Genomic DNA, 24,413 nt, shown 5'->3' on the forward strand with positions numbered 1-24,413 from the left:
CTAATGGTGCGTAATGAACGGTAATGGTGCGCAAGTAAGTTTGCGCAAAAATGACACTGAAGTAACTGATTGATTTTTAATAAAAAGTAAATTGGCACAGGCTTTGCTATACTGTGGCTGTTACTTTTTAAAGACGCTGTCTACTGGAGGACAACATGTCAGCTGATAAGATTTTCGATACCATTAAAGAAAACGACGTAAAATTCGTCGACCTACGCTTTACCGATACTAAGGGTAAAGAACAACACGTCACTATTCCGGTGTCGCAAATCGATGACGACTTCTTCGAAGAAGGTAAAATGTTTGACGGCTCGTCAATTGCAGGCTGGAAAGGCATTAACGAATCGGACATGGTGTTAATGCCTGACAATGATTCAGCCGTACTGGATCCGTTCACTGATGAAATGACGTTAAACATTCGTTGCGACATTTTAGAGCCTGAAACACTGCAAGGTTACAGCCGTGACCCACGCTCTATCGCCAAACGTGCGGAAGAGTTCCTGCGCAGTTCTGGCATTGCCGATGAAGCTTACTTTGGTCCGGAGCCAGAGTTTTTCCTTTTCAACGATGTTCGTTTCCGTACTGATATGAGCGGTTCGTTCTATAAAATTGATGCGGATGAAGCAGAGTGGAACTCAGGTCGTGAGTACTCGGAAGGCAACATGGCTCACCGTCCGGGCGTGAAAGGCGGTTACTTCCCGGTACCACCGGTCGACTCAGCTCACGACATTCGTGGCACCATGAGTTTGGTTATGGAAGACATGGGCTTAGTGGTTGAAGCGCACCACCATGAGGTGGCGACAGCTGGTCAGAACGAGGTAGCGACCCGTTTCAACACCTTAACAACCAAAGCCGACGAGCTGCAGATTTACAAATATGTTGTGCACAATGTTGCTCATTCTTATGGCATGACAGCCACCTTTATGCCTAAGCCTTTAGTGGGCGATAACGGCTCAGGTATGCACGTGCACATGTCACTGAATAAAGGCGGCGAAAACCTGTTCGCAGGTGACCAATATGCTGGCTTAAGCGAAACGGCGCTTTATTACATTGGCGGTATTGTGAAACACGCTCGTGCGATTAATGCCTTCGCTAACGCATCAACGAACTCTTATAAACGTTTGGTGCCAGGCTTTGAAGCACCGGTGATGCTGGCTTACTCAGCGCGTAACCGTTCTGCATCCATTCGCATTCCGTTGGTGTCGAGTGCTAAAGCGCGTCGTATTGAAGTGCGTTTCCCTGACCCAAGTGCGAACCCTTACCTGTGTTTCACTGCACTGCTTATGGCTGGTCTTGACGGTATTCGTAACAAGATTCACCCGGGTGATGCAATGGACAAGGATTTATACAACTTGCCGCCAGAAGAAGCGAAAGACATTCCAACCGTTTGTCATTCGTTAGAAATGGCGCTGGAAGCACTGGACAAAGACCGTGACTTCCTGAAGCAAGGCGGCGTCATGGACGATGACATGATCGACGCTTATATTGGTCTTAAATACAACGAAGTAGAGACATTGAAGAAAACTACCCACCCGGTAGAGTTCGATATGTACTACAGCGTTTAACAACCTGTAAAGGGCGGTTTATACCGCCCTTTTTAATTGCACCAATTTGGTGCGTACGCTATTCTCTCCTTGTGAACACAAATACTTTAATCAACCAGCTTCTGACCGGGATACTCGTTTTAGACGAGAATTTCACCATACGCTATGTCAATTCAGCAGCAGAATCGTTGCTTGATCACAGCGCTAAGCGACTGCTCGGCGAGCCCTTTTCGACGGCATTTTTTCAATGCTCGCTGGCCAGTGAGACCATTGCAAACTGCTTTCAATATGAGCAGCGAGTGTTAAATACCGATGTGGAATTCACCTTACATTCCGGGCATCGAATTACCGTTGATGTGTGCATTCAGACGATACAGGACAGCGGTCAAACGCAATTGCTGATGGAACTTCGTAAGGCGGATCAGTTGCGTCGCATTAATCAGGAAGACCAACAGCGTAACCAGCTGTATGCAACTCAGCATTTACTGCGTGGTATGGCGCATGAAATTAAAAACCCGTTAGGTGGATTGCGCGGCGCGGCACAGTTGCTTGCCCGTGAGTTAAATGATGACTACCTGAAAGAATACACGGACTTAATTATCAGTCAGTCTGACCGGCTACGGTTTTTGGTTGACCGTCTGTTAGGTCCGATGAAACCCGGTAAACGGGGGTGGGTAAATATTCATGAAATAACCGAGCGTGTCGCAAAGACCCTGTCTTATGAATATGGCGATACGCTAACGATCACGCGTGACTATGACCCATCGCTGCCGGACATCATGATTGTTGAAGAAAGCTGCGAACAGGTGTTTTTGAACATCGCACAAAATGCGGCGCAGGCAATGAATGGTAACGGGAAGCTGACGGTAAGAACGCGGGTCGAGCATCAGCAGACACTGTTCGGTGAGCGTTATCGGCAATGTGCCGTGGTGCATTTTATTGATACCGGCCCGGGTATTTCGGACGCATTGCGGGACACGCTATTTTATCCGTTAGTCAGTGGCCGGGCGGAAGGCACCGGGTTGGGGTTGTCGCTGGCGCAAACCATCGTGCATCAGCACAAAGGCAAAATTGAGGTGAACTCAGAACCTGGGCGCACTCAATTTTCTGTCTATTTACCTTATGTAAGTGAGGGCTCTGGGAATGACTGACGCGAGTTTATGGATTATCGATGACGATGACTCCATTCGTTGGGTACTGGAAAAAGCGTTCGCAAACAGCCGTTATCAAGTGCGCGCGTTTTCCGACAGCGATTCGTTTTTTAACGCGCTTGAACAGCACCAACCCAGCGTCGTCATGACGGATATTCGCATGCCCGGCGATGACGGACTGGCTGTGCTGGAAAAACTAAAAGAGAACTACCCCGGTATGCCGGTCGTGGTCATGACGGCGCATTCTGACTTAGATACGACCGTCAAAGCCTTTCAGGGTGGGGCTTTTGAGTATTTACCGAAGCCATTTGATATTGATGAAGCGTTGACGACAGTAGACCGGGCTTTACGACACCTGGCTGAAAATAGACAACGTTCGCAGCAGCCGAAAACGGCCAAAGTGCCTGAAATTATTGGTGATGCACCGGCCATGCAGGATGTTTTCCGTGCCATTGGGCGACTGTCGTCATCGAGTGTGAGTGTATTGCTCACTGGTGAAACGGGTACAGGTAAAGAGTTAGTCGCTCGTGCACTACATAAGCACAGTCCGAGAGCTGAGGAGCCTTTCATTGCTCTGAATATGGCTGCTATTCCGGCTGATCTCATCGAGTCAGAACTGTTTGGGCATGAGCGTGGTGCTTTTACCGGGGCGGACAAAAAACGCATTGGTCGTTTTCAGCAAGCCAATGGCGGTACGCTGTTTTTGGATGAAATAGGCGATATGCCGTTGCCGGTCCAAACCCGGCTGCTGCGTGTATTAGCCGAAGGGCAGTTTTATCCGGTGGGGGCGCATCAACCGGTAGAGGTGGATGTTCGGGTTATTGCTGCGACACACCGGTCGCTGGAAACATTGGTGGAAAAGGGGCTGTTTCGAGACGACCTTTATCATCGCCTGAATGTGATTCGACTGAAGTTACCGCCGTTAAGAAAACGCCAGAATGATATTCCCACGTTAGCTGAACACTTTTTGGAAACTGCTTCCGAAGAACTTGGTGTTGCAGTGAAAAAACTGTCTAAAGACGCGTTAAGTGTTCTAAAAGCGTATGAGTGGCCGGGCAACGTGCGCCAACTTGAAAATACCTGTCGCTGGTTGACGGTTATGGCGCCGGGCCAGCGGGTGGGTATCGATGACTTACCGGATGATATTGTTCACCGGGAAAACGATAAAAGGGAGCGATTAAAAACTCCCCGCGAGCGCAGCGAAAGTGAACCTTTTGACGACTGGTTAGGTCTATTAGTCGGTGAACTTAAAAGGCTGCCCGATGATAGCGAAGCAGTATTAGAGAGCTATCAAAAAGAGTTTGAAAAAGCCGCGCTTGAGCACGCATTAAACCGGTTTCACGGACATAAACAGAAAGCCGCACTGTGGCTGGGGTGGGGCCGGAACACGCTGACCCGAAAACGGAAAAATCTGCTAAAGTAAAAGTTCTGTAAATTGGGTCGTATATTGAGCGGTCATTTTGGATCATGGATTTATTTCTGGAGAGAACAACAAGTTATGAGACATTCAGTACTACTCATTGATGATGATAGCGAAATGTCCGTCATGCTGACGGAGTTGTTTAAGCGTGAATCTGTCGATCTGACGACCGCTGAAGACGGCGTGAAAGGACTTGATGAAGCATTAAACGGTGACTATGAACTGATTCTACTGGACGTTATGTTGCCGGGAATTGACGGTATGCAGTTGCTGCAACGCCTTCGTCAACAACACCGTGACACCGCCGTGTTAATGCTGACCGCGCGTGGTGACGACGACGACCGGGTTATGGGACTTGAATTAGGTGCAGACGACTACCTGCCAAAACCTTTTAACCCCAGAGAACTGATTGCGCGCGTTAAAGCGCTGCTACGCCGTACGCCAAACACGACTATGCAGAGTGAACGCCTGTCGGTATGTGGCATTAATTTAGATCCTGCCACAACCGAAGTGCATTGTGATGGCTCTGAACTGATTTTAACGCCCACTGAGTTCGATATTTTACGTTGTTTAATGCAGCAGGCTGGGCACATGGTCAGTAAAGATCAGCTGTCGGTAGCGGCGCTAGGCCGAAAAATGGAGCCTTTTGATCGCAGTTTAGATGTCCACATCAGTAATATTCGTAAAAAATTACCGACCAAACCTGATCGTATTCAAACCATTCGTGGTCGTGGGTATCGCTTACTTGCGAGTTTATGAAAACACGACGCACGCGGTGGTATCGGTCATTAACGTTAAGGTTGCTGCTGGTTTTCTGGGCGCTGCTGTCAGTGACTGCCGCCAGCGGCTACCTTTTGGCTATTTGGAACAAACCTAAGGCGGAGCTTTCTCCGCTTAAACCTGAAATATACCAAACCTTGCAACCGCTTTTGAGCGACGCGCTAACCTTTCACTCCCTGCAGCCCGGACGCCTCATTGCCGGTGATTACCGAGTCGCTGCGCAATTGTCGAATACCGGTAGCGAAAAACTCCTGATGGATGAACTGTTGCGCATTAAACACGGTTCAACGTTATTGCGAATGTTAGGTCAGGAACAACCGCAGCAAATTCCCCTCGACGAACGATTGTTGATGGGTCCCTTCGAGCTTAATGGCAATAAAATACTGGTGACACGACCATTAGGCCCAGAGGAATACGTCGATAAAGAGCAACTTGAACAAGAGTCGATGCAGGCGCGGGCACTGACCGTCATTATCGGCAGTGGCGTGTTGGCTATTTTGTTAGGTATTTGGCTTATTCGCCCTATTCGCCGAATGATATTAGGTATGCGCGAAGTGGCAAAAGGCAGTGCGAAGCCTGATTTAAAGCGACTACCAAAGCGCAGCGACGAAGTGGGTGAGCTGGCACGGGCGTTGTCTCAAACTGCATTGGATTTGGCAAAATCGAGAGACGCTCAACGCCGACTTTTAAGCGATGTGTCACACGAACTGCGTTCGCCAATGGCGCGTATGCAGGTTGCTCTGGACTTAACCGAAACCGACGTAAGTCAGGAAGACCCGAACTGGCAGCAACTGCGCAGAGACACGGAGCGGCTGAGCGTCATTATAGAGCGTATTTTGTCGCTATCTCGTTTGGAAAACGGCTTAATAGAACTGAACAAAGAGGCTCTGGACAGTGGCGAACTGGTACAGCAGTTGATAAACGATATGTGCTATCAGAAGCCTGAGGTTGAAGAACGTTTAGTGAAACTCGGTGATGCCTGGCCAGAAGTGGAAACCGATGCGGAGCTATTCCGTTTGGTACTTGAGAATATTGTACGTAATGCGCTGCATTACACTGAGAATAACGTTGAGCTCGCTTGTGAAGTGGGCCGTGACAATATTTGTGTGATAATTCGAGATCACGGTCCGGGCGTGGAGGAGTCAACGCTTGAGAAACTGTTTGAACCCTTCTACCGGGGCGATCCGGCTCGCCATCATAAAGCGGGGGTCGGACTTGGCTTGGCTCTCAGTCAAAGAGCAGCGGTTGTACTTGGCGGGAGCTTGACCGCCAGAAACCACCCTGAAGGCGGACTGGAAGTCGTGCTAGAATTGCCAAAACGGTAATTTGAGCAACACGCATGTCGCTAAACGACCTTGTAAAACAAAAACCTTCCGATGATTCGCCTAATTGGCGAGCATTTTTTGATGAGACTATTGTGCCTTTCTGGGACACAGAGGTTCAGTCGGCGTACTTTAAAACTGAAGATGGACTCACCCTACATTATGCGTTTTATAAACACAGCGCAGATGCACCTTTGGTTGTTATTAGTCCGGGTCGTATTGAGTCGGCGTTAAAATACCAGGAGCTGTTTTGGGAATTAGCACAATACGGGCTGTCCGTCGCAGCTATCGATCATCGTGGTCAAGGGTTGTCGGATCGTTTAACGAGTAATCCACATCAAGGACATGTCGACGACTTTAATGACTTCGTTCGTGACTTTGCTATTTTTTCTTCTGAACTTCAGAAGCTCTTTGGGGATGCGCCTAAAACGCTATTCTCGCACTCAATGGGCGGAACCATAGCGACTTTGTATTGCGCAAATTACCAACACAGTTATCGCTCGCTTATTTTGTCAGCGCCTATGTTCTCAATTGAAACTGGCGGTGTGCCATATTGGTTAGCGAAGCTGGTTGTTTGTGTGGGGGCTCGGGTGAACCGATGGTTTGCCCGACCTTGGTACTTTTTGGGCATGAAAAATTATCAGCGCCTTGCGTTTGAAGACAATGTGCTGACACAAAGCCCGGCGCGGTATGATGCTTTTCGTGATGGTTATGACGCTCAGCCGGAGTTGAAGCTTGGAGGCCCGACGTTTAATTGGCTGTTTGAAGCAATAAAAGCCTCAGAAGCGGCTCAGAACGTGGTCAATAAAATTGGTATTCCGGTGACATTATTCCGTGCTAGTTCTGATCAGGTTGTTTCTAAAACGGGGCAGCTGGCGGTCGCCGCAAAGGCCACAGAAGAACGCTTCACCTTAAGAACAATAGAGGGGGCGTATCACGAGCTAATGATGGAAAAAGACGAGTACCGTGCACCCGTACTGCGCGCTATCGTTGAGCAGACCCTTCCACTATTGCAACAATCTCAGGATCCATGTGAACAATAATGTCGGCTCCCGGAAAAGCTTTCATTAATTCGGTCTCAACGTTATCGGCAATAGCATGGGCTCTCAATAGTGACAAACGGTTGTCAAGCTCAATATGGAGCTGGATAAAACGAACGGGTCCGGCCTCGCGAGTTCTTAAACCGTGAAACCCTTTAACCCCGTCAACAGACAGCGTGATTTCCGAAATCTGCTTTTGATGCTCTTCTGAGAGTTCGCGATCCATGAGTGACTGAAAGGCATCCCAGCCAATTTTTATTGCACCAACAATTAGATATAGTGCTATGCCAATGGCAAAAACGCTGTCTGCCCAGAACCACCCCATGCTGGTCAGTAGCAGCGCAACAATGACCGCCAGGTTCAGCAAAATATCGGACTGGTAATGCAGGTTATCGGCCTGGATGGCTTGTGACTGGGTTTGTCTTATAGCAATACGTTGAATCACTATCAGCACTGCCGTAATCACAATGGCGATAATAGAAACGATAATGCCATAACCCGCCTTAGGCACACCCCCACCTTGCAACAATTGCTGCACACTGTGAAAGACTAATAACATACTGGAGCCTGCAATAAAGGCACTTTGCGCCATAGCTGCCAGAGATTCAGCCTTACCGTGACCAAAGCGATGTTCCTCATCTGCCGGCTGAAGTGCATAGCGAATGGCAAAAAAGCTGAAAATAGACGCGCCGCTATCAAGAATTGAATCCGTTAAGGAAGCCAGCATACTCGCAGATTCGGTTTGTAACCAAGCAAACAGCTTTATTGCAATGAGGGTGGCTGCCACTATAACCGACGAAGCGCTGGCTAAGCGAACCCAGAAAGCGTAGTTTTGCTGATAATTTTTCTGCTTTGGCACGATGTGGACACACATTAAAAAAGAATATTCTGCTATTCTACCGTTTTTCTATAAATGATGAAAATTAGCCATGCTGCATTTAGTTTTATTTGAGCCGGAAATACCGCCTAACACCGGCAATGTCATACGTTTGTCCGCGAACACGGGCATGCGACTGCATTTAATAGAGCCGTTAGGTTTTGAGCTGGATGAAAAGAAAGTACGGCGTGCGGGACTGGATTACCACGACTTGGCAGCTGTGAGCATTCATGAGAGCTGGCAGGCGTTTTTGTCTAACGTTGAATACAATCGCATTTTCGCCTGTACGACAAAGGGCGAGACGCGCTATACCGACGTTCAATATCAGCCAAATGATGTGTTGTTGTTTGGGCCGGAGACTCGAGGTCTGCCAATGACGGTGCTGGAAACGTTTTCGTCGGAAAACTGGTTGCGCTTGCCAATGGCTGATACCAGCCGCAGCTTAAATTTGTCGAACTCAGTGGCAATTTTTGCTTATGAAGCGTGGCGTCAGCTTAACTTTGCGGGGGCTCGCTAACGTTATTAAAGACATAATTGTCGAATGCACGCTTTAACGAGCGACCGCGCTGTGTATCGGGAAATGCAACGAAAAGTGGACTCGGCTCCGCAATTAATTCTTGCTTATAGGGTTTTTCAGTCCAGTCAGGTAAGTTGCTTCGGTAATCAACAACAGCGTTGACCCGGCCCATGTCTAATAATGCAAAACAGTCGAGAGAGCTGTCTGCTCGGTAAAACGGCCGTTGCGTATCGACCAGATCTTCAATGAATCGTGGCCCCGATAGGCAAATAGGCCCTTCATTTTGTTCGTCCAGACTAAACAGATAAAGACTGTCGTCATAGCCAACGTGATACTTTGACAAAATGGTATTGGGAATGCGTTGGTTGGCTCGAACGCCTAACAGGGCATCGGCGCGAGCCTCCTGAATCATTTGCTTAGCCCGCTGCCAGCTGGTAACAACCGGATGCAACTCTGCCATTTCTGGAAAGACGCGCTTTGCAAATGCCCACAATTTGCCTGTACCGTCTGCGTTAGTTAATCCTTTTTGAACAGGTCCCAAAACAACCACAGGCTTCGATGGGTCGAGTGGCTGTGCGGGAGGCGCTGTATGAACACCATAGGCCTTTTGCAGCTCTTCAATACGGCCACTTTCTTTCAGTTTTTGCAGCTGGTACGTCAGTTGAGGAATAAGCCGGGCGTGCTCTTCGTTTAGGTAATGAAAGCCTTGTTCGATAGAGAGTCGGTGAGTAATAAAGTTAGGGTTTTTGCTCAGCACAGACCCCTGATACTGGAAGTCCGCTATAAAGGCGGCGTCTACTCGACCAGCCTCAACCAGTTTTACTACTTGCTCTAAATCGGTTGGCGTGACAACAGAGGGCGGTTTCGAAAGCTGTTTGACGACGGCAGTAATTGAATCCATGCCGTTAACGTACGCCAGGCTGTCATAGTGTCCCGGGCGACAATAACCACACTGACGTCGGTCGGTAACTGCCAGGATGTCAAACGTGAATAGTGGAAAAGGAACGCGTCGTAGTTCGTGCCGCTTGTTTTCTAAAGCAGTTGTTCTGCCGAGCTCCCCGGCAATGGTTCCTTCGGCGGCTAACTGCTCACCTCGCACCCGCGGCAGGTCTATATAGTTAAGTTGAATACCAAGTTCACGGTACGCTTCTTCGAGCACAGCGGTAACATAGTTGGTAAAGGCACTCTCGTCCGGCGCACGGAAAGTGAGCTTTTCCTGGGCCATTGAAAGACCCGAAAATAAGGTAGCCAGTAGTGCTACTGATGCGACTCGCACGATGAGCTTCATACGTTAAAAATAACCTGAACACGAACAACAGTGAGCTAGTATAACAGCGAACACTCACTATAATAAATGGAGTATTTACGAACGTTTGTTGACACGCATAGTCAGAATCTCTAGCGTTTCACGCGTTGTCACCCAATCGGAGTTTGTTATGGTCAAAAGGTTGTTGTTTTTAGGGACATCTTGTTTATTAGCGTTAGGTACGGCTCAGGCTAACGAGGAGAGTTACCGTCATGTCATGCTGGCAGGCGGGGGGATGTCGGTGTGTTCCAGTATGGCTTCTGATAAATGCGATGACGCGGACTGGATCGATAATGACACCATGCGCACAGACCGTTACCTAAACATTTCTAAGAAGTTTCGCTCAAAAGTAACGGCAGAAGCTGTTTGGCCAACGTATCGTGAAGAGACTCGAAAAGAAGTCATTGATGCATTAGCGCTTATTCATGATCGAATAAAAGAAGATATTGTGCCGGAGCGAGTGTTTCTAAGGGAGTTTACACGGCGGGCGACTCAGCAGCTCTACAACAACTTATCTGACGCAGAGTGGAACCGTATCATTGATTTATTGGAAATGCCGGTGCCGGACAATATTGAGGAAACGGTTAACCTAGATGATAACTTATCCGGAGAGTCGCGAGCTATTTACCGTCAGTTTGTTGGGATGGCAGAGACTGCCTCTGACGACAAACAGCCAACTATCTACTTCTTAACATCGTCGGCTCGAGACCCTTACGCTGAAATTGACTTTTACACTAGCGTCTTTGAACAACTTGGCGCAAAAGCAAAGTGGCTTCCCTTGGACTCTGCCGTTATTGAAGCACGCCGAGAAGGGCGTTGTGACGAGTTGGCTGATGTACAGCAGGAAGTATTAGGCGCCTACGAGCGAGATCGTGTTTACCGTGCAGATTATGCTAAACAGGTTGAGTTTTGTAAGTCGCCAGAAATGACAAAGGCAATGCTGTCAGATGCCGATGGGTTGTTTATTAACGATGGTAACGCTAACTATACACGCTCAACATTCGTAAAAAGCAACAACCAGATATCGGATGAACTGAAAGAAATAGTGGCATTAGTGCAGCAAAAAGAGCTGGTCGTTGGCGGTGTCGGTGCTGGCGCCGCAGTTATGACGGCTAAGCCGATGGTGTCCAACGGAACAACGGCAGCTGCTGTGCAGTCGGGAGCCCTTGCTTCTGACCCTCCGTTGCACGGCTGTGACTTAGACACCACTTGCCCGCCAAATACTGGCCCAGATACGCTGACCTATCATCCATTAGGTGGTATAAGCTTGTTTCATTTCGCGACGGTCGACTGGGCATTATCGGGGAATGGTCGCCACGGACGCTTGTTGAGATTAGCAGCTGAAACCTCTACCCCTTTGTCGCTGGGTGTTGATGAAGAGACGGCAATGACCGTTAACCTAGAGACAGGCGCTTTTGATGTGCATGGCGAGCGTGGGGTGTTCTTTGTCGAAAATGCTCAGTCTACCGATAGCGCTGTTGCCGGAACTTTTCATTATTTAGTGGCCGGTGCTTCTGGCGTGATTTCACCCTTTGGTTTACAAACCGCTGAATTCGCAGAAAGTGATGATGTTGTGCAGACACAGCCGACGACAAATTTCCTGACGGATCGTGGCTTGATCGACTCTATGCGTATTTTATGTGGTGAGCGAAACCAAGTCAGCTTGCTAAATAAGAGTTATCGACTGGTCGCGCAAAAGGGTGAGTCGAGCCGTGTTCAAGCTGCTGGCGGCGAATGCCAAATTGTGAACGGTAGCATTGGCATCGCCTACCAGCCGGAAGAGAAGTTATGATGTAGCCTGACGTTATTACGTCAGGTCACATCTTTAATTCAGCAACTATGCCTAAATAACAAATGGGTGTTTGCGGTGTTCAGCATTGCGCCTGATGCAATAGCATCAGGCTACGCCGAACTCGCTGCGATAAGCTTCAACTTTGGGTAAATACTCTTTGAACGTGTCGTCATCTTTCAAAAAGGTGATGACATCGTTCAGACTGACAATGCTAACCACTTTTGCTCCGAAGTCGCGCTCAACTTCCTGAATAGCCGACAGCTCGCCTTTTCCTTTTTCCTGACGGTCTAAAGCAATTAATACACCCGATAGCTCAGCGCCATTGGCTTGAACAATGTCCATGGCCTCGCGAATAGCGGTGCCTGCGGTAATAACGTCGTCAACCAGCATGACTTTACCTTCCAACGCAGAGCCAACCAGATTACCGCCTTCGCCGTGATCTTTCTTTTCTTTACGGTTAAAGCAGTAAGGTGTGTCTTGGTTGTGCTGGTCGTAAAGTGCGACAGCCGTTGCAGTAGCAATAGGAATGCCCTTATAAGCCGGGCCAAATAAAACATCAAAGTCGATACCTGAGTCGACGAGAGCCTCCGCGTAAAAGCGACCTAAACGCGCTAAGTCCGAACCTTTGTTAAAAAGTCCGGCATTAAAAAAGTAGGGACTGGTGCGTCCCGACTTTAAGGTAAACTCGCCAAATTTAAGAACACCACGCTCAATGGCAAATTCAATAAACTCTTTTTGATACGCTTTCATTTGTTAACTTCCTGAACTATCACTGACACTAGGCTAAAGCTTTTTTCTGAATATCGATAAGCTCGCGGATACTGTGGCGCGCCATATCGACCAGACTGTTCATTTCATCAAAGCTGAACGCTTCGCCTTCGGCAGTGCCCTGAATTTCGATGAATTTGCCGGCTTCAGTCATAACAATGTTCATGTCGGTGTCGGCTTTTGAGTCTTCAACGTACTCTAAGTCGCTGACCGGGTCGCCATCTAAAATGCCTACCGAAATAGCTGCAACCATTTCTTTTAACGGGTTCACTTTGACCATGCCCTGGCTACGCATCCAGTTAAGAGCGTCAACCAACGCAACGCAAGCGCCGGTGATAGAGGCCGTGCGTGTGCCCCCGTCTGCCTGAATAACGTCGCAGTCGACAGTAATCGTATTCTCGCCCAGCGCTGCCAAGTCGACACAGGTGCGTAGTGAGCGACCAATAAGACGTTGGATTTCCAAGGTGCGTCCGCCTTGCTTACCGCGGGATGCTTCACGTTGCGAACGTGTGTGCGTGGCCCTTGGTAACATGCTGTACTCGGCTGTGACCCAACCCTGACCTTTGCCTTTTAAAAAGCGCGGAACGCCTTTTTCAACAGATGCGTTACAAAGTACTTTGGTTTCGCCAAACTCAATTAGCACTGAGCCTTCAGCGTGCTTGGTAAAGTTGCGGGTAATGGTTACCGGTCGAATTTGTTGTGCCGTACGGCCACTTGGACGCATGTCATCTCCTTGTTGAGTGAATGTCGCTGAGTAAGAAATTGAACGCAATTGTAGCAGAATTGCTCGATTAATGGATCGCGATTCCGCGAACAACGTATTACACTACACCTAGCAAAATGAATGGACGGGAGGCGGTATGTCGCGTTCAGATGATGAAGAATTTGAGCTGTTTCGTCAGGAAATGACGGACGTAACGCCACTGGCGGGCGAAGAAGTTGCTGATATTAAACAGGCTTTTGAGCCAACGTTGGCGCAAAAAGAACGGCGCCGCGCCGCTGAGGCAGAAGAGGCTGAAAACGAAAACTTTTTATCGACCGAGTACGTGGACTTAGTTGAGCCGGATGACGTTATTGAATTTCATCGCGACGGTGTTCAGGCTGGTGTATTTAAGCGCCTGAAGCAAGGCCGCTATACCATGGAAGCGAGTCTGAACTTGCACCATCACTCGTTAGCGGAAGCGCGCACAGCACTGTTTAATTTTGTGCAGGACTGCCATGCGGCGGGTGTAAGAACGGCTCTGGTGATTCACGGTATGGGTAAGCATTCGAAACCACACCCGGCGCTGATAAAAAGTTATGTGAATAAATGGCTGCGTGAATTGCCGCCAGTGCTTGCGTTTCATAGCGCGCAACGGCCGCACGGCGGCCGCGGTGCCGTGTACATTATGATGAAGAAAAACGCCGAACAGAAACAGAAAAACCGCGAAAAGCATGCGAAAAAATAAGGTTTAGCGGCCGATTAAATACGGCCGCTCAATATAAAGCCTGCGACTAACCCACCAAAGCCACTGACAAATCCTACGACAGCGCCCAAGTAACACGTCCAGCGCTTGGACTTCGGGCTCTCGACATACGCTTGAGTCTTCAATTGATAATACATTACGCCACTGACCATCAGGCAGTAGGTAAGCGATGGTGCTATCCAGCCTGGATCAAACTCGTAACTGGCATAGAACAAGCCGCCAACGATAGTAAGAAATACCGCTGCCCGATTGCGCAGGGTGATCAGGCGCTGTTTTGCTTCGGCGGTTGGGGCGTATTTTTGTGCATGTTGCGACCCGATAAACAAACCCGCTAGAGCCCCCAATAAGCCGATGGCTGCAATACCCACAACTGCGACCCATTTGGTCGCACCGCCCAGCGCGCCGGTTAACGATAGGCCCGTGGCAGCCGCGGCTGGAGGGCTTGCTAACATGGTGGCGGAGCTAAGAATGGCGGTTACGCTTAATGACGGCGCGCTAAGCAAGGCGGCTTTACCCACCCGCTTAAGCAGATCTTCAGCGAGCGCTTTGCGAGCCCGCGACAGCTTTTGTCTTACGGTGGCGGGCTCCAAACCTAACAGTTCGGCGACATGCTCGGTGGATTGCTGTTCGCGGTAAAACAGCAGCACGATATCTCGGCTGTCGTCAGGCAAGCGTGATAGCGCTGCGTTAATAATCGTTTGTCGTTGCTGTTGGTCCAGCTCGGCATCGGCTTGCTGTTCGAGCACCAACTGATCAAGTGCTTGTTCGAGAGACTCGGTGCGAGCTTGATGATTGTGCTTTTCGCGCTCTAACCATTGGTAGGCGCAGTGACGAGTGATTTGGCGAAGCCACGGTAAGAAACTCTGTGTGCGTTGCAGTTGCGTCAGCTTTTGCCAGGTTTGCACATAGGCTTCTTGAGCAATGTCTTCGCTGGCGCGGATATCGTGCACAATGGCCAGTGCCACGCTAGTGACTAAGTTCTGGGTGCGTTCAACCACTTGACTGAAGGCTGATCGATCGCCGCTTCTGGCCAATTCAACTTGAGCGGTCAAGCTGGCGTAATTAGTCATGACACTGCTCCTGTAAAAAACGTTGAGTGGCTTGCATAAAGGCGTCCGGCTGATCCCACATAATAAAGTGATGCGCATTATCAAACTCTAGCAAGGTTATTTGTTCGCTACCACTGACTTGTTGTTGGTAGTGCGGCAGCGCCATCGGTCGTTGTGCTTCCGGGAACGCCCCCGTCGCTGCCATTTGCAGAACTGGGATTTGAAGCTTAGGTAGTTGCGGACGTAAGTCGGTAATCATTAATTCGTACATGGCACGCCCGACCACCTTAGGGTCGGATTTTTTTGCCATGTCGGTAATTAGCGCCTGACCTGGCTGCCACTGGGTTTGTCTCGCGACACTGGCCGAGGCTTGCTGCGTCATTGCTTTAGCAGACAATTGCTGGTAAACCGCCAACACCTGTTCCGCCTGCGGCTGGGCGTTTGACGAGGTCATGTCAGGGTTCATAGTGACCAGAGCCGAGAAAAAGGGTACCCCATCGACGGCTACTGAACAGCTAACGGAATCAGGGTAAGTAAGTGCTAACTGATAACTTAGAAAGCCCCCCAAACTATGCCCAATTACCGCAGCCTTACTATCGAGGCTTTCTGATAGGTATTGGCTAATGGCAGTTAGTACCGGTTGGGTGAACGATTGTCGTAAACTCGGTCGGGTGGGCGTGTCGCCAAAGCCTGCAATCGCTAATTGGTGTACTTGATAATGGTCGTCCAGTTGCTCGACAGCCTGCTGCCACACTCTACTATCGCTCATTAGCCCGGGAATCAATACGACTGGCTTACCTTCACCAGAGACTTGGCTAGTTATTATTGGGTTTTCCGACTGCGGGAACGCCGTGGAGCTGAGTAGCAGCGTCAATACTGCCAATGGTTTCATCATGTTCATGGAGTTTGCCTTTTTATGTTGACGAGGTTCAACAGTAAGGTCGGGTTTGGTCGCAAAAGTGTGACAAACTTTTTTGTGGTAGTATTCTGACGCAAGATTTTCTGCGAAAAGCGATAAGGCACACACGATGATTCAAAGTATGACAGGTTACGCTCGCTACGAGCATAAAGCCGACTGGGGCACCGCAACATGGGAAGTGCGTTCGGTAAACCAACGTTATTTGGAAACCTTTTTCCGCTTGCCGGAAAACTTTCGTTCGCTGGAAAATTCCCTGCGCGATAAGTTTCGGAAAAAGCTGCAGCGCGGAAAAGTAGAGTGCAAACTATACGTGCACATGGATGAGGCACGCCAAAGTGAATTGTCGATTAATGAAGAACTAGCGAAAAGCGTTATTGCCAGCGCTAAGTGGGTGAGTCAGCATTCTGCTGCAGGGCAGTTGAACCCCATTGATGTGCTGAAGTGGCCGGGCGTGGTTAACGCCGACGAGCAAGACACTGATGCACTGCAAAAAGAAGTACTGAAAGCACTTGATGCAACTATCGCTGAGTTCATAGAGAACCGTAAAAGCGAAGGTTCAGCTATTGATAGAATGCTGCAAGAGCGCCTGGATGGTGTCAGTAAACAGGTTGCTTTTGTCCGTGAACGTATGCCGAAAGTGATGCAATGGCAGCGTGAGCGCTTACTAACCCGTTTTGAAGAAGCGAAAATCGAACTAGACCCTCAGCGCGTTGAACAAGAAATGATTATGCTGGCGCAAAAAGTCGATGTAGCCGAAGAGCTCGATCGCCTGGACGCACACGTAGAAGAAGCTCGCAAAATCCTCAAAAAAGGCGGCCCCTGCGGACGTCGTTTGGACTTTATGATGCAAGAGTTCAACCGCGAAGCGAACACACTAGCCTCCAAATCAATTAACGCAGATATCACCGCTGCTGCGGTGGAGCTAAAGGTGTTAATTGAGCAGATGAGGGAGCAAATTCAAAATATCGAGTAAATTTCTTTACCCTACCTGATATTTTTCTGATGCTTACAAAGCCCTTTTAAATTGAAATGACCCTGGGTAAGTACCCATTTATGGGATTGGTCGATGCTCGCGGTGAACTAATGCTGAAGAAGCGCGGTCATTCGGTTCAGACTATGTTCTACCAGCACGAAGAGGTTCGAATAGACCTTTCATTGGTGGCGACACTATTAATCGTGCGATCAACAAAATGTTTGGTATCGAACAAGGTCGCAAACGCCCTGGGCCTAACTTGATGGGAGATAGAGCATTTTACTGTACATGACTTACGCCGTACCTTTCGCAGCCAAGTGTCAGCATTAGGTTTCAGTGGTGCTGTTGGTGAGCGGGCCATAAACCATAGTTTGAAAGGCGTGGAAGGTATTTATGACCGTTACGATTACTATGAAGAACGGCGGGAGGCGCATCAGAAGGTTGCGGATGTAATTGAGCCGCTGGTTTGGTATGACTTAATGTAACTAAAAATCGCAATCCGACAAGAAAGTGTTGTTTCGTAAGTTAAAAGCCTATTTTGTAACTACAATAGCGTATTTGTAAGTATGATTTTTGATTTGTAATTAAAACATCTAAAATGTAATGATTTTTTTGGTAAACTAGCTATCATATACGTATACATAAACGCTGACTAAAGATAAGACCTTTTTAGCAAGAAGTAAAGGACTGCTATGAAACCAGTTGGATATGCTTACCTTAATCTGCATTACGATCTACGTCTACCGAAGCTCGGGGTGGAGGTTTATCAGGATCCAAATGCGGAAAAGGAACAGTTGATCCAATATGGTGGTAGCAAGCGCAAGGTAATTCCTGGCCACCTAAAGTACGATGATAACCCCTATTCGCAGATGCATGCGGCAATAAAAAACCAAGGCATCAGACTACATTTCTTTGCAGCAATTTATAAAAAAATTAATGTGACTGAATTTACTGCGTTTATTTTAGATAAACCGACAAGTCAATATAACCGAGTCCTTTGGTTTCTTTACGAATGGCTAACTGGGCAGAAACTTGATATCCCGGACCTAAAGTCGTCGAATTATATAAAATTGTTTGAAGACGAGTTCTACTACACCCTGAGAAATGGACAGAAAGATAAAAGAACACGGGTTATTAACAATGCGTTAGGTACACCTGAATTTTGTCCGACGATCCGAAAAACAGCTGATATAAGTCAGCTTGATGAGGCTGACGTTTATAAAACTGCATTTGCGAAAATGCAGCGCATCGGAGAACAGCTATCAGTTGATGTGATTGGGCGATCAGTTAATTACCTTTATACAAAAGAAACAAAGTCATCGACGGAGATAGAGAGAGAAGAGCCGAATCGGCAGCGAATGCAAAGATTCCTGAATGCAATAAAAAATGTTGGATTATATGAGTTGAACAAGCATTCGCTCATCAACGTTCAGAACCAAATTGTGGATGAGAAGTTTAAAGCGACCGATTACCGTGAATCGGAAATTTATGTCGGTACAACGATTCAACGGTTTGGGAATCGAGATGAAGATGTTCATTACGTAGGTGCTAAACAAGAACACATAGCAAGTATGATGAATGGTCTATTCAAGCTACATGAAAACTTGATGATCGATGGCTCAGTTCCCCCATTATTCCATGCAACTTTGATATCTTTCGGTGAAGTTTATATTCACCCATTTGATGATGGAAATGGTCGCATTCATCGCTATCTGATTCATGACGTCATGAAGCATCGAGAACCAGAGCATAAGTTTATTATTCCGATATCTGCTGCGATCTTAAAAAACCAACAAAAATACGATCAGGTTCTTGAAACCATTTCGGTACCAATAATGGCGATGTTGGATTACGAATTCGACAATTCCAATAGAATCGTAATCAATAATGATATTGATTACATGTATCGCTTTCCGGACTACACCGAGCATGTAAAGTTTGTATATGAGATGATGGATACAGCCATCTCCGATGATCTACTAAAAGAAGTATGCTTACTTACCGTGTTCGACTGTTTGAAAAAATTTATCAACGAAAATGCGGACTTGCCGAACAATAAAATCGATATGGTTTTGTCGATTATTATTCAAAACGGTGGTGAAGTTTCGAAGCGCAAACGTAAGCAGATAGAGGCTCTACTAGAGGCTGGAGTTCTTAATGAACTAGAAGAGCTGGCGACGCACTTAATCGAGGATATCAGAGATAAATTCGAGATTGATGTTGTTGCCATGATGCATGAAGAGAGTTAGGTGAGAATAAACAGGACAATAGATGTTTCATGATTTTTGGTTAAGTATAAAGAAATTGTGGGCTGCAACAAAGCGTTTAGAACTTATGTCTGAAGCAGCGAAGAGAGCTCACGCAGAGCAATTTCTAGCAATTGGTAAAGGTTTATATGCTCTAGCTGTAGCAATCCCTGTCACAGAGCTTCACAGCACTGGCTGGGAAGAGTGGAGTCAATTAGAATGGATTTCTACGATTGGTATTACCGCATTTGTCGTGTGTTGTTTGGGAGGCCTTACTTCCCGAGCTGGGTTAAAGATGCTAGATGAAATCGAAGTGGCGAAGGTAGAAAAATAATTTTAATAGCTTCGACTTCACCTGTCGTATCTAACAAGCGGCCGAACTATCAGTTCGATTTAAGTTCGCACAACTTACTATCCACCTTGTGTGTTGTCACTCGGCATGATCGCAGCTGCAATTTTATTGGCTATATCTTCAATAGAATCAAATTGAGTTGTGAAACCGGCTAAATCGGGAAGAATGCCGCTATACTCTCTAACATCATCGAACGTTACATTATGGAGTACAGGAATTAAGGTTTCTTTGTTCAAAAGAGCACCCAACTCTCGCTCCGTCCAAAATCGACCAGTTAGGTAGGCCGGTGTCAATAAAGTAATGCCAGAACGAGCCTTTCGCAGACCAGCATCCATTTGAAGGGATTGACTTTTTCCTGGTGTAATAGAGATCTCATCGAACCAAACTGCTACGCCAAGTGCATTTAGTTGAGATCTAAGCTCTGATGCCACTTCGCTCCCATCGATGCGAGCATAACTTAGGAAGGCATCGTACTCTCTGTCATCGAGAGCGGGAATTGCTTGCTTAACACGATCAGCTAGTCTTAATTCTGCTTCAGAATAATGGACTTTGCTGGCTGATGTCCTCAATTGTCGATTTAATTCCGCGATGGCTTTTTTATTGTAGCTATCTGCCTTTCGATTATAGGCGTTTATTTCTCTATTTATTTTACTAACCGCCTGTCGGTTCTGCTGGTTAATTTTATTTACTTCACGTTTATACTGTTGCTGTGCTTTTCGCTCAATTTGCTGAAGCTGCCGCTTGAATGTATTTGCGTTAAACTTGGCCATTCATATCTCCTAGAAAGTGTTCGGCGTTAAACTGTGTTTTAGCTATAGACTATCTTTCATCCTTTACACCACTGCTTACTTAATGGAATTCAACAAGGCGACGAGTTTACCGCTATTCAAAGAGGGAGCCTCTACATCTAGTCGGTTCCAGTATTCAACAATTTCATTTTCGTGAGTGTTCAATGGGCGACCGCCGCCTCCCGAGTTATTGCAGATTCCGGCACTTAGGCATAAGTTGATATCACCATACTTGATTAGTACTCTCACGCAGACAGGCTCACCTGAGTTTTGTAACTCATTGATTGTGCCCTTGAGCCACCCCACTTGGCTGCTGTCCCAAATTCGGTCTTGCTCGTTGATTATGACTTTAATCATTGCCCTTCCTTGTAATAGATTTGCTATTTAATGGGATTAAAGAAGGGGCGACTGCAAACTGCCCCTGATAACGTTAGTTCGGCGTCGAGCGATAGTGTTCAGGAACCTTCGTGCCATCTTTCTTGGTGTATGCGGGAACGTGAACCTTCTTTTTGCCGCTTGTCGTCTTAGCCATGCGATCATCCTCATGGAAATTTAGACTAAAGGTATCAGCGAGGTACAAGCCAAATCCTTGCCTTGTGGATTAAGTGGGGTTTTTGGGTTAAAAATTCAACACTTAAACAGATTTATTCACAATTATTTTTCAACGGAGGGTTATATGGTTGACTTCTCTTGGACTGCAATAGGTTTTGGTGTGTTTGCGATTGTGGTGTTGTCGGTGTGTGGGCTGTTATATGCGAACGCTGATCGGTTGGAAGCGGCGCTAAAACGCTGTTTTCATGAATAAAGTTCGTTGGCTCGAAAGGTTCAGTTAGCGGCTGACGCAATAACATCAAGCCGCTTGCTACTTATCTGAGTTTGTCCGGTTAGAACTGTCGCAAGCTTGCTTGCAATGCTCTGTAACGCTGAATGAGCTTTAATCGCTGAGCTTTGGATGTGCCTGCGGGCGAACCATAAACGATCGGGAGTCCACCACGGCTCCGTCTAATTGTGCGATGGCACAACCGAATTCAATGATCTCCATGTCATCGACTGTTTGCTTACGGTTCAAACCTTCAACATTGCCGTCCCAGCAAGTGGCTTCAAGATCGATGATCAGAATGAGCTTTTGTGAGTTCATAATATCCGGGGTCTTTTCTGGTGGTGCGTAAATGACTTTTCTTTATTTATCGAAATATATAGATAATAGTGAATTTTATATTTGGAAAGGAATTTATGTATAGGAAACGCAGTTTTTTATACATAATGGGCAGGGTATAAGTGGTGCGTTTCGCTTATTTTTCTTTGCAATGCACAATATAGTTTAATCGATGAGAAAACTGAGTATGCGAAAAAGTCACAGAAAAATAGAACGCGAAATCATCCGCGAGCTGACTAAGGTGTGTGAGGAAGCTAAGTTTGATCATGACGGCTTTATTTGGCTGACGCACGAAGTGGATTACCAGCGTTTTCCGAAAAGTTTAAAGGTAACGCTGGTTTTTAATGAACAGGTAGATGAAACCGTTATGCTGTCAGAGTTTAGCCTTTTGATTCCTAAGGTGCAGGAAGCGCTGGAGCCTGTCATTGGTGTTATATTGCCAGCTAAACAAATTGAGGCGTGCCGCGAGCACACAATGCACTGACGGAGTCAGGAGTTCCTATGCGCTTTTTAAATGGTTGTTTAGTCCTTTTCTGCTTAGTTTTATCTGTACCAAGTTTCGCGGACTCGAATCGAGTTCAACAAGTTGAACAGTTTGTCGCTGCGTTTAATGCCCATGATGCAGAGCGAATGGCACAATATGTTACTAAAGACGTGCAGTGGCTATTCGTAAGTGGCGACGAGATCACGGTTGAGACCAGTGGTAAAGATAATCTGGTTACCGCTATGAGCGGTTACTTTGAGTCTTGTCCTTCGTGCCAAAGCCAATTAGCAAACTTTACCGTTTTAGGTCGTCGCCTCAGCGTTGTGGAAGAAGCCAGCTGGCGCCAGAACGGCAAGCCTCGTTCGCAGAAAAGCCTGACCGTTTATGAGTTCTCCAATAATCTAATCCACCGCGTTTATTATTTCCCTACTGAATAAGTCGATTGACCTTAGTAACTGACCCCACCACCGCGCATACATTGACATCCTGCGCTGCAACCGTTATCAAGATAAACAAAACAACAGGAGAACACACACATGTTTGAATATAAGAAAATTGCACTGGCGGTTTCGCTGGTGCTAATGACAACCGCATGCTCTGACGCTTCCAAAGAAGAAGCGACAACGGCAAATGCTCAGTCTCAAACCGCAACCGCTGAAAATGCGACTCAGAAGGCTGAACAGACTGAATCTGAAAAGGCTAACCAGCTGTTTGAAGACATTTTCATGGAAAATGTTATGCGCAGCCCAATGTACCAGTCCTACCTTGGTATTAAAGACGACCAGGATAAATGGGATGACATTTCTGAAGCACAGGCGGAAGAAGATCTGGCACTGACGAAGAAGCACTTAGAGCAAGTTAAAGCGATTGACGAGTCGAAGCTGAACGAGCAAACCAGAATCAGCTGGATGCTGATGAAGCAAAAACTCGAAAACGAGATCGCTGACTTTAAATGGCGCCATCACAACTACCCGGTTAACCAAATGTTTGGGTTGCACTCAAGCGTGGCATCACTGCTGATTAACCAACACCGCATTAGCAGCGTGGATGACGCGCAAGACTATATTTCTCGCTTAAATGGCTTACCGGAATTGTTTGAACAGTTAGCGGAAAACCTAGAGCTGCGAGCTGAAAAAGGCATTATCGCACCGAAGTTTGTGTACCCGTACGTCATTAGCGATAGCAAAAACATTATTACCGGTGCACCGTTTGACGATGGCGAAGCCAGTGCACTGTGGGGCGACTTCACCGGCAAACTGGATAAGTTGGAAATCGACGAAAGCCAGCGTGAACAGCTGCTCGCAGACGCTAAAAAAGCGATGTTAGAGTCAGTGAAACCAGCTTACGAAAACTTAATTACTGCGGTAGAGGGTATTGCCGAACAGGCCACGACGAAAGACGGTGCCTGGAAGTTCCCTGATGGCGAAGCGTTTTATAATAACGCGTTGCAGCGCACTACTACGACCGACCTGACAGCCGAAGAAATTCACGAAATTGGTTTAAGCGAGATGGAGCGTATTCATAACGAAATGCGCGGCATCATGGAGAAAGTGGGCTTTGAAGGCACGTTGCAAGAGTTCTTCGTGCACATGCGCAACAGCGATGAGTTCGTTTATCCGAATACCGAAGAGGGCCGTCAAAAATACTTGAATGAAGCGAAAGCGATCATTGATGATATGCGCGGTCGTTTGGATGAACTATTTATCAACAAGCCGAAAGCCGACCTGATTGTTAAAGCGGTTGAACCTTTCCGTGAAAAGTCAGCGGGTAAAGCCTTTTATCAGCAGCCTTCTATGGACGGCTCACGACCAGGCACCTACTACGCTAACCTGTATGACATGACTGCTATGCCAACCTATCAGATGGAAGCTTTGGCCTACCATGAGGGGATTCCCGGCCACCATATGCAGATCGCCATTCAGCAAGAACTGGAAGGCATTCCTAAGTTCCGCCGCTTTGGGCGCTATACCGCTTACAGCGAAGGTTGGGGTCTGTATACCGAGAAACTGCCAAAAGAGATTGGTCTATACAAAGACCCGTACTCAGACTTTGGTCGCTTAGCGATGGAATTGTGGCGCGCAGTTCGATTGGTTGTCGATACTGGCATCCACGCGAAAAAATGGACGCGTGAAGAAGGCATCGATTTTTATGTCACCAACACCCCGAATGCAAAATCTGACGCAGTGAAAATGGTCGAGCGTCATATTGTTATGCCAGGGCAGGCAACAGCCTACAAAATTGGCATGAACAAGATTCTTGAACTGCGTGAGAAAGCGAAGTCAGAGCTGGGCGAGAAGTTTGATATTCGCGAGTTCCATGATGTGGTCCTGGGTAGTGGCCCAGTACCGCTAAATATTCTGGAGCAGTTCGTTAACGATTACATTAACGAGAAGAAAAACGCGTAAAGCAATCGCGAATTAAAGCCTGCAACCCAAAATAAACAGCGCATTGCTTTAGTCGGCT

26 protein-coding genes are annotated in these 24,413 nt (G+C 47.4%); 17 read left to right on the plus strand and 9 right to left on the minus strand.

Features of this window, described 5'->3' with window-relative positions; all coding sequences use genetic code 11:
• Positions 1-155 precede the first annotated feature (155 nt).
• The 6 genes from glnA to CWC33_RS06515 all read left to right on the plus strand — a co-directional run bounded on the left by glnA (position 156) and on the right by CWC33_RS06515 (position 7,260).
• A complete protein-coding gene (glnA, locus tag CWC33_RS06490) occupies positions 156-1,565 on the plus strand; it encodes a glutamate--ammonia ligase (RefSeq protein WP_100691281.1) in 1,410 nt (469 codons plus the stop codon).
• A gap of 71 nt (positions 1,566-1,636) precedes the next feature.
• Entirely contained in the window at positions 1,637-2,695 is a 1,059-nt protein-coding gene (gene glnL, locus CWC33_RS06495) for a nitrogen regulation protein NR(II) (protein ID WP_088767256.1), read from the plus strand.
• On the plus strand, positions 2,688-4,118 hold the full coding sequence (gene ntrC, locus CWC33_RS06500) for a nitrogen regulation protein NR(I) (RefSeq protein WP_100691282.1): 1,431 nt from the start codon (positions 2,688-2,690) through the stop codon (positions 4,116-4,118). The genes glnL and ntrC overlap by 8 nt, the downstream gene beginning before the upstream one ends.
• Before the next feature lie 75 nt (positions 4,119-4,193).
• On the plus strand, positions 4,194-4,874 hold the full coding sequence (locus CWC33_RS06505) for a response regulator transcription factor (RefSeq protein WP_088767258.1): 681 nt from the start codon (positions 4,194-4,196) through the stop codon (positions 4,872-4,874).
• Positions 4,871-6,220 (plus strand): sensor histidine kinase, encoded by a 1,350-nt coding sequence (locus tag CWC33_RS06510; protein WP_100691283.1) that lies wholly within the window; start codon positions 4,871-4,873, stop codon positions 6,218-6,220. Before CWC33_RS06505 ends, CWC33_RS06510 begins: the two co-directional genes overlap by 4 nt.
• Positions 6,221-6,234: 14 nt before the next feature.
• A complete protein-coding gene (locus CWC33_RS06515) occupies positions 6,235-7,260 on the plus strand; it encodes an alpha/beta hydrolase (protein ID WP_100691284.1) in 1,026 nt (341 codons plus the stop codon).
• Here CWC33_RS06515 and fieF read toward each other — a convergent pair.
• The gene (gene fieF, locus CWC33_RS06520; RefSeq protein ID WP_232709762.1) at positions 7,202-8,116 is read right to left on the minus strand and encodes a cation efflux pump FieF; all 915 of its coding nucleotides are present in this window, start codon (positions 8,114-8,116) and stop codon (positions 7,202-7,204) included. The two genes, CWC33_RS06515 and fieF, sit on opposite strands and share 59 nt — an antisense overlap.
• A 70-nt stretch (positions 8,117-8,186) precedes the next feature.
• On the opposite strand from fieF, the gene trmL reads away from it, so the two are divergent.
• The gene (trmL, locus tag CWC33_RS06525) at positions 8,187-8,651 is read left to right on the plus strand and encodes a tRNA (uridine(34)/cytosine(34)/5-carboxymethylaminomethyluridine(34)-2'-O)-methyltransferase TrmL (RefSeq protein WP_100691286.1); all 465 of its coding nucleotides are present in this window, start codon (positions 8,187-8,189) and stop codon (positions 8,649-8,651) included.
• Here trmL and CWC33_RS06530 read toward each other — a convergent pair.
• Positions 8,629-9,939, minus strand: coding sequence for an ABC transporter substrate-binding protein (locus tag CWC33_RS06530; protein WP_100691287.1), 1,311 nt, complete (start codon positions 9,937-9,939; stop codon positions 8,629-8,631). The two genes, trmL and CWC33_RS06530, sit on opposite strands and share 23 nt — an antisense overlap.
• A 148-nt stretch (positions 9,940-10,087) precedes the next feature.
• Here CWC33_RS06530 and CWC33_RS06535 point away from each other — a divergent pair, with 148 nt between their 5' ends.
• Entirely contained in the window at positions 10,088-11,749 is a 1,662-nt protein-coding gene (locus tag CWC33_RS06535; RefSeq protein ID WP_198511813.1) for a cyanophycinase, read from the plus strand.
• Between the two features lie 105 nt (positions 11,750-11,854).
• Here CWC33_RS06535 and pyrE read toward each other — a convergent pair whose 3' ends face one another.
• Entirely contained in the window at positions 11,855-12,499 is a 645-nt protein-coding gene (gene pyrE / locus CWC33_RS06540; protein ID WP_100691288.1) for an orotate phosphoribosyltransferase, read from the minus strand.
• A 28-nt stretch (positions 12,500-12,527) separates the two neighbouring features.
• On the minus strand, positions 12,528-13,241 hold the full coding sequence (gene rph / locus CWC33_RS06545; RefSeq protein ID WP_058578501.1) for a ribonuclease PH: 714 nt from the start codon (positions 13,239-13,241) through the stop codon (positions 12,528-12,530).
• Positions 13,242-13,377: 136 nt separating this feature from the next.
• Here rph and smrA point away from each other — a divergent pair, with 136 nt between their 5' ends.
• Positions 13,378-13,965 carry a DNA endonuclease SmrA gene (gene smrA / locus CWC33_RS06550; protein WP_100691289.1) on the plus strand — a complete coding sequence of 196 codons (588 nt, stop codon included), beginning with the start codon at positions 13,378-13,380 and terminating at the stop codon, positions 13,963-13,965.
• A 14-nt stretch (positions 13,966-13,979) separates the two neighbouring features.
• Here smrA and CWC33_RS06555 read toward each other — a convergent pair whose 3' ends face one another.
• Both CWC33_RS06555 and CWC33_RS06560 read right to left on the minus strand, forming a co-directional pair.
• Positions 13,980-15,053, minus strand: a complete 1,074-nt coding sequence (locus tag CWC33_RS06555; protein ID WP_100691290.1) for a sigma-70 family RNA polymerase sigma factor — start codon at positions 15,051-15,053, stop codon at positions 13,980-13,982.
• Positions 15,046-15,933, minus strand: coding sequence for an alpha/beta fold hydrolase (locus CWC33_RS06560; RefSeq protein ID WP_232709763.1), 888 nt, complete (start codon positions 15,931-15,933; stop codon positions 15,046-15,048). Before CWC33_RS06560 ends, CWC33_RS06555 begins: the two co-directional genes overlap by 8 nt.
• Before the next feature lie 127 nt (positions 15,934-16,060).
• Between CWC33_RS06560 and CWC33_RS06565 the strand changes: the two genes are divergently transcribed.
• From CWC33_RS06565 to CWC33_RS06575, 4 genes are all read left to right on the plus strand, one after another.
• Positions 16,061-16,924, plus strand: a complete 864-nt coding sequence (locus tag CWC33_RS06565; protein ID WP_100691291.1) for a YicC/YloC family endoribonuclease — start codon at positions 16,061-16,063, stop codon at positions 16,922-16,924.
• A gap of 317 nt (positions 16,925-17,241) precedes the next feature.
• Entirely contained in the window at positions 17,242-17,409 is a 168-nt protein-coding gene (locus tag CWC33_RS12800; protein ID WP_157803482.1) for a hypothetical protein, read from the plus strand.
• Between the two features lie 207 nt (positions 17,410-17,616).
• Positions 17,617-19,173, plus strand: coding sequence for a Fic family protein (locus CWC33_RS06570; protein ID WP_100691292.1), 1,557 nt, complete (start codon positions 17,617-17,619; stop codon positions 19,171-19,173).
• Between the two features lie 22 nt (positions 19,174-19,195).
• Entirely contained in the window at positions 19,196-19,504 is a 309-nt protein-coding gene (locus CWC33_RS06575; protein WP_100691293.1) for a hypothetical protein, read from the plus strand.
• Positions 19,505-19,581: 77 nt separating this feature from the next.
• On the opposite strand, the gene CWC33_RS06580 is transcribed toward CWC33_RS06575, so the two are convergent.
• Both CWC33_RS06580 and CWC33_RS06585 read right to left on the minus strand, forming a co-directional pair.
• Complete coding sequence (locus tag CWC33_RS06580) at positions 19,582-20,292, minus strand: toll/interleukin-1 receptor domain-containing protein (protein WP_100691294.1); 711 nt, start codon at positions 20,290-20,292, stop codon at positions 19,582-19,584.
• 75 nt (positions 20,293-20,367) lie between these two features.
• Positions 20,368-20,667 (minus strand): hypothetical protein, encoded by a 300-nt coding sequence (locus CWC33_RS06585; protein ID WP_100691295.1) that lies wholly within the window; start codon positions 20,665-20,667, stop codon positions 20,368-20,370.
• A 319-nt stretch (positions 20,668-20,986) separates the two neighbouring features.
• Here CWC33_RS06585 and CWC33_RS12765 point away from each other — a divergent pair, with 319 nt between their 5' ends.
• Entirely contained in the window at positions 20,987-21,115 is a 129-nt protein-coding gene (locus tag CWC33_RS12765; protein ID WP_269799245.1) for a hypothetical protein, read from the plus strand.
• 129 nt (positions 21,116-21,244) lie between these two features.
• Here CWC33_RS12765 and CWC33_RS06590 read toward each other — a convergent pair whose 3' ends face one another.
• Complete coding sequence (locus CWC33_RS06590; RefSeq protein ID WP_232709764.1) at positions 21,245-21,448, minus strand: hypothetical protein; 204 nt, start codon at positions 21,446-21,448, stop codon at positions 21,245-21,247.
• A gap of 205 nt (positions 21,449-21,653) precedes the next feature.
• Between CWC33_RS06590 and CWC33_RS06595 the strand changes: the two genes are divergently transcribed.
• The 3 genes from CWC33_RS06595 to CWC33_RS06605 all read left to right on the plus strand — a co-directional run bounded on the left by CWC33_RS06595 (position 21,654) and on the right by CWC33_RS06605 (position 24,355).
• Positions 21,654-21,950, plus strand: coding sequence for a hypothetical protein (locus CWC33_RS06595; RefSeq protein ID WP_100691296.1), 297 nt, complete (start codon positions 21,654-21,656; stop codon positions 21,948-21,950).
• A gap of 17 nt (positions 21,951-21,967) precedes the next feature.
• Complete coding sequence (locus CWC33_RS06600; RefSeq protein WP_100691297.1) at positions 21,968-22,387, plus strand: nuclear transport factor 2 family protein; 420 nt, start codon at positions 21,968-21,970, stop codon at positions 22,385-22,387.
• Between the two features lie 99 nt (positions 22,388-22,486).
• On the plus strand, positions 22,487-24,355 hold the full coding sequence (locus tag CWC33_RS06605) for a DUF885 domain-containing protein (RefSeq protein WP_100691298.1): 1,869 nt from the start codon (positions 22,487-22,489) through the stop codon (positions 24,353-24,355).
• Positions 24,356-24,413: the final 58 nt, after the last annotated feature.

The sequence above is a fragment of the Idiomarina sp. X4 genome, from assembly GCF_002808045.1.
Taxonomy (GTDB): Bacteria; Pseudomonadota; Gammaproteobacteria; order Enterobacterales; family Alteromonadaceae; genus Idiomarina.

What these genes read in the sequence shown, in the direction of transcription:
- glnA (WP_100691281.1), top strand. Translation starts at nt 156, where the DNA reads ATGTCAGCTGATAAGATTTTCGATACCATTAAAGAAAACGACGTAAAA.
- ntrC (WP_100691282.1), top strand. Translation starts at nt 2,688, where the DNA reads ATGACTGACGCGAGTTTATGGATTATCGATGACGATGACTCCATTCGT.
- CWC33_RS06505 (WP_088767258.1), top strand. Translation starts at nt 4,194, where the DNA reads ATGAGACATTCAGTACTACTCATTGATGATGATAGCGAAATGTCCGTC.
- CWC33_RS06510 (WP_100691283.1), top strand. Translation starts at nt 4,871, where the DNA reads ATGAAAACACGACGCACGCGGTGGTATCGGTCATTAACGTTAAGGTTG.
- CWC33_RS06515 (WP_100691284.1), top strand. Translation starts at nt 6,235, where the DNA reads ATGTCGCTAAACGACCTTGTAAAACAAAAACCTTCCGATGATTCGCCT.
- trmL (WP_100691286.1), top strand. Translation starts at nt 8,187, where the DNA reads ATGCTGCATTTAGTTTTATTTGAGCCGGAAATACCGCCTAACACCGGC.
- CWC33_RS06530 (WP_100691287.1), bottom strand. Translation starts at nt 9,939, where the DNA reads ATGAAGCTCATCGTGCGAGTCGCATCAGTAGCACTACTGGCTACCTTA.
- CWC33_RS06535 (WP_198511813.1), top strand. Translation starts at nt 10,088, where the DNA reads ATGGTCAAAAGGTTGTTGTTTTTAGGGACATCTTGTTTATTAGCGTTA.
- pyrE (WP_100691288.1), bottom strand. Translation starts at nt 12,499, where the DNA reads ATGAAAGCGTATCAAAAAGAGTTTATTGAATTTGCCATTGAGCGTGGT.
- rph (WP_058578501.1), bottom strand. Translation starts at nt 13,241, where the DNA reads ATGCGTCCAAGTGGCCGTACGGCACAACAAATTCGACCGGTAACCATT.
- smrA (WP_100691289.1), top strand. Translation starts at nt 13,378, where the DNA reads ATGTCGCGTTCAGATGATGAAGAATTTGAGCTGTTTCGTCAGGAAATG.
- CWC33_RS06555 (WP_100691290.1), bottom strand. Translation starts at nt 15,053, where the DNA reads ATGACTAATTACGCCAGCTTGACCGCTCAAGTTGAATTGGCCAGAAGC.
- CWC33_RS06560 (WP_232709763.1), bottom strand. Translation starts at nt 15,933, where the DNA reads ATGAACATGATGAAACCATTGGCAGTATTGACGCTGCTACTCAGCTCC.
- CWC33_RS06565 (WP_100691291.1), top strand. Translation starts at nt 16,061, where the DNA reads ATGATTCAAAGTATGACAGGTTACGCTCGCTACGAGCATAAAGCCGAC.
- CWC33_RS06570 (WP_100691292.1), top strand. Translation starts at nt 17,617, where the DNA reads ATGAAACCAGTTGGATATGCTTACCTTAATCTGCATTACGATCTACGT.
- CWC33_RS06575 (WP_100691293.1), top strand. Translation starts at nt 19,196, where the DNA reads ATGTTTCATGATTTTTGGTTAAGTATAAAGAAATTGTGGGCTGCAACA.
- CWC33_RS06580 (WP_100691294.1), bottom strand. Translation starts at nt 20,292, where the DNA reads ATGGCCAAGTTTAACGCAAATACATTCAAGCGGCAGCTTCAGCAAATT.
- CWC33_RS06585 (WP_100691295.1), bottom strand. Translation starts at nt 20,667, where the DNA reads ATGATTAAAGTCATAATCAACGAGCAAGACCGAATTTGGGACAGCAGC.
- CWC33_RS12765 (WP_269799245.1), top strand. Translation starts at nt 20,987, where the DNA reads ATGGTTGACTTCTCTTGGACTGCAATAGGTTTTGGTGTGTTTGCGATT.
- CWC33_RS06590 (WP_232709764.1), bottom strand. Translation starts at nt 21,448, where the DNA reads ATGAACTCACAAAAGCTCATTCTGATCATCGATCTTGAAGCCACTTGC.
- CWC33_RS06595 (WP_100691296.1), top strand. Translation starts at nt 21,654, where the DNA reads ATGCGAAAAAGTCACAGAAAAATAGAACGCGAAATCATCCGCGAGCTG.
- CWC33_RS06600 (WP_100691297.1), top strand. Translation starts at nt 21,968, where the DNA reads ATGCGCTTTTTAAATGGTTGTTTAGTCCTTTTCTGCTTAGTTTTATCT.
- CWC33_RS06605 (WP_100691298.1), top strand. Translation starts at nt 22,487, where the DNA reads ATGTTTGAATATAAGAAAATTGCACTGGCGGTTTCGCTGGTGCTAATG.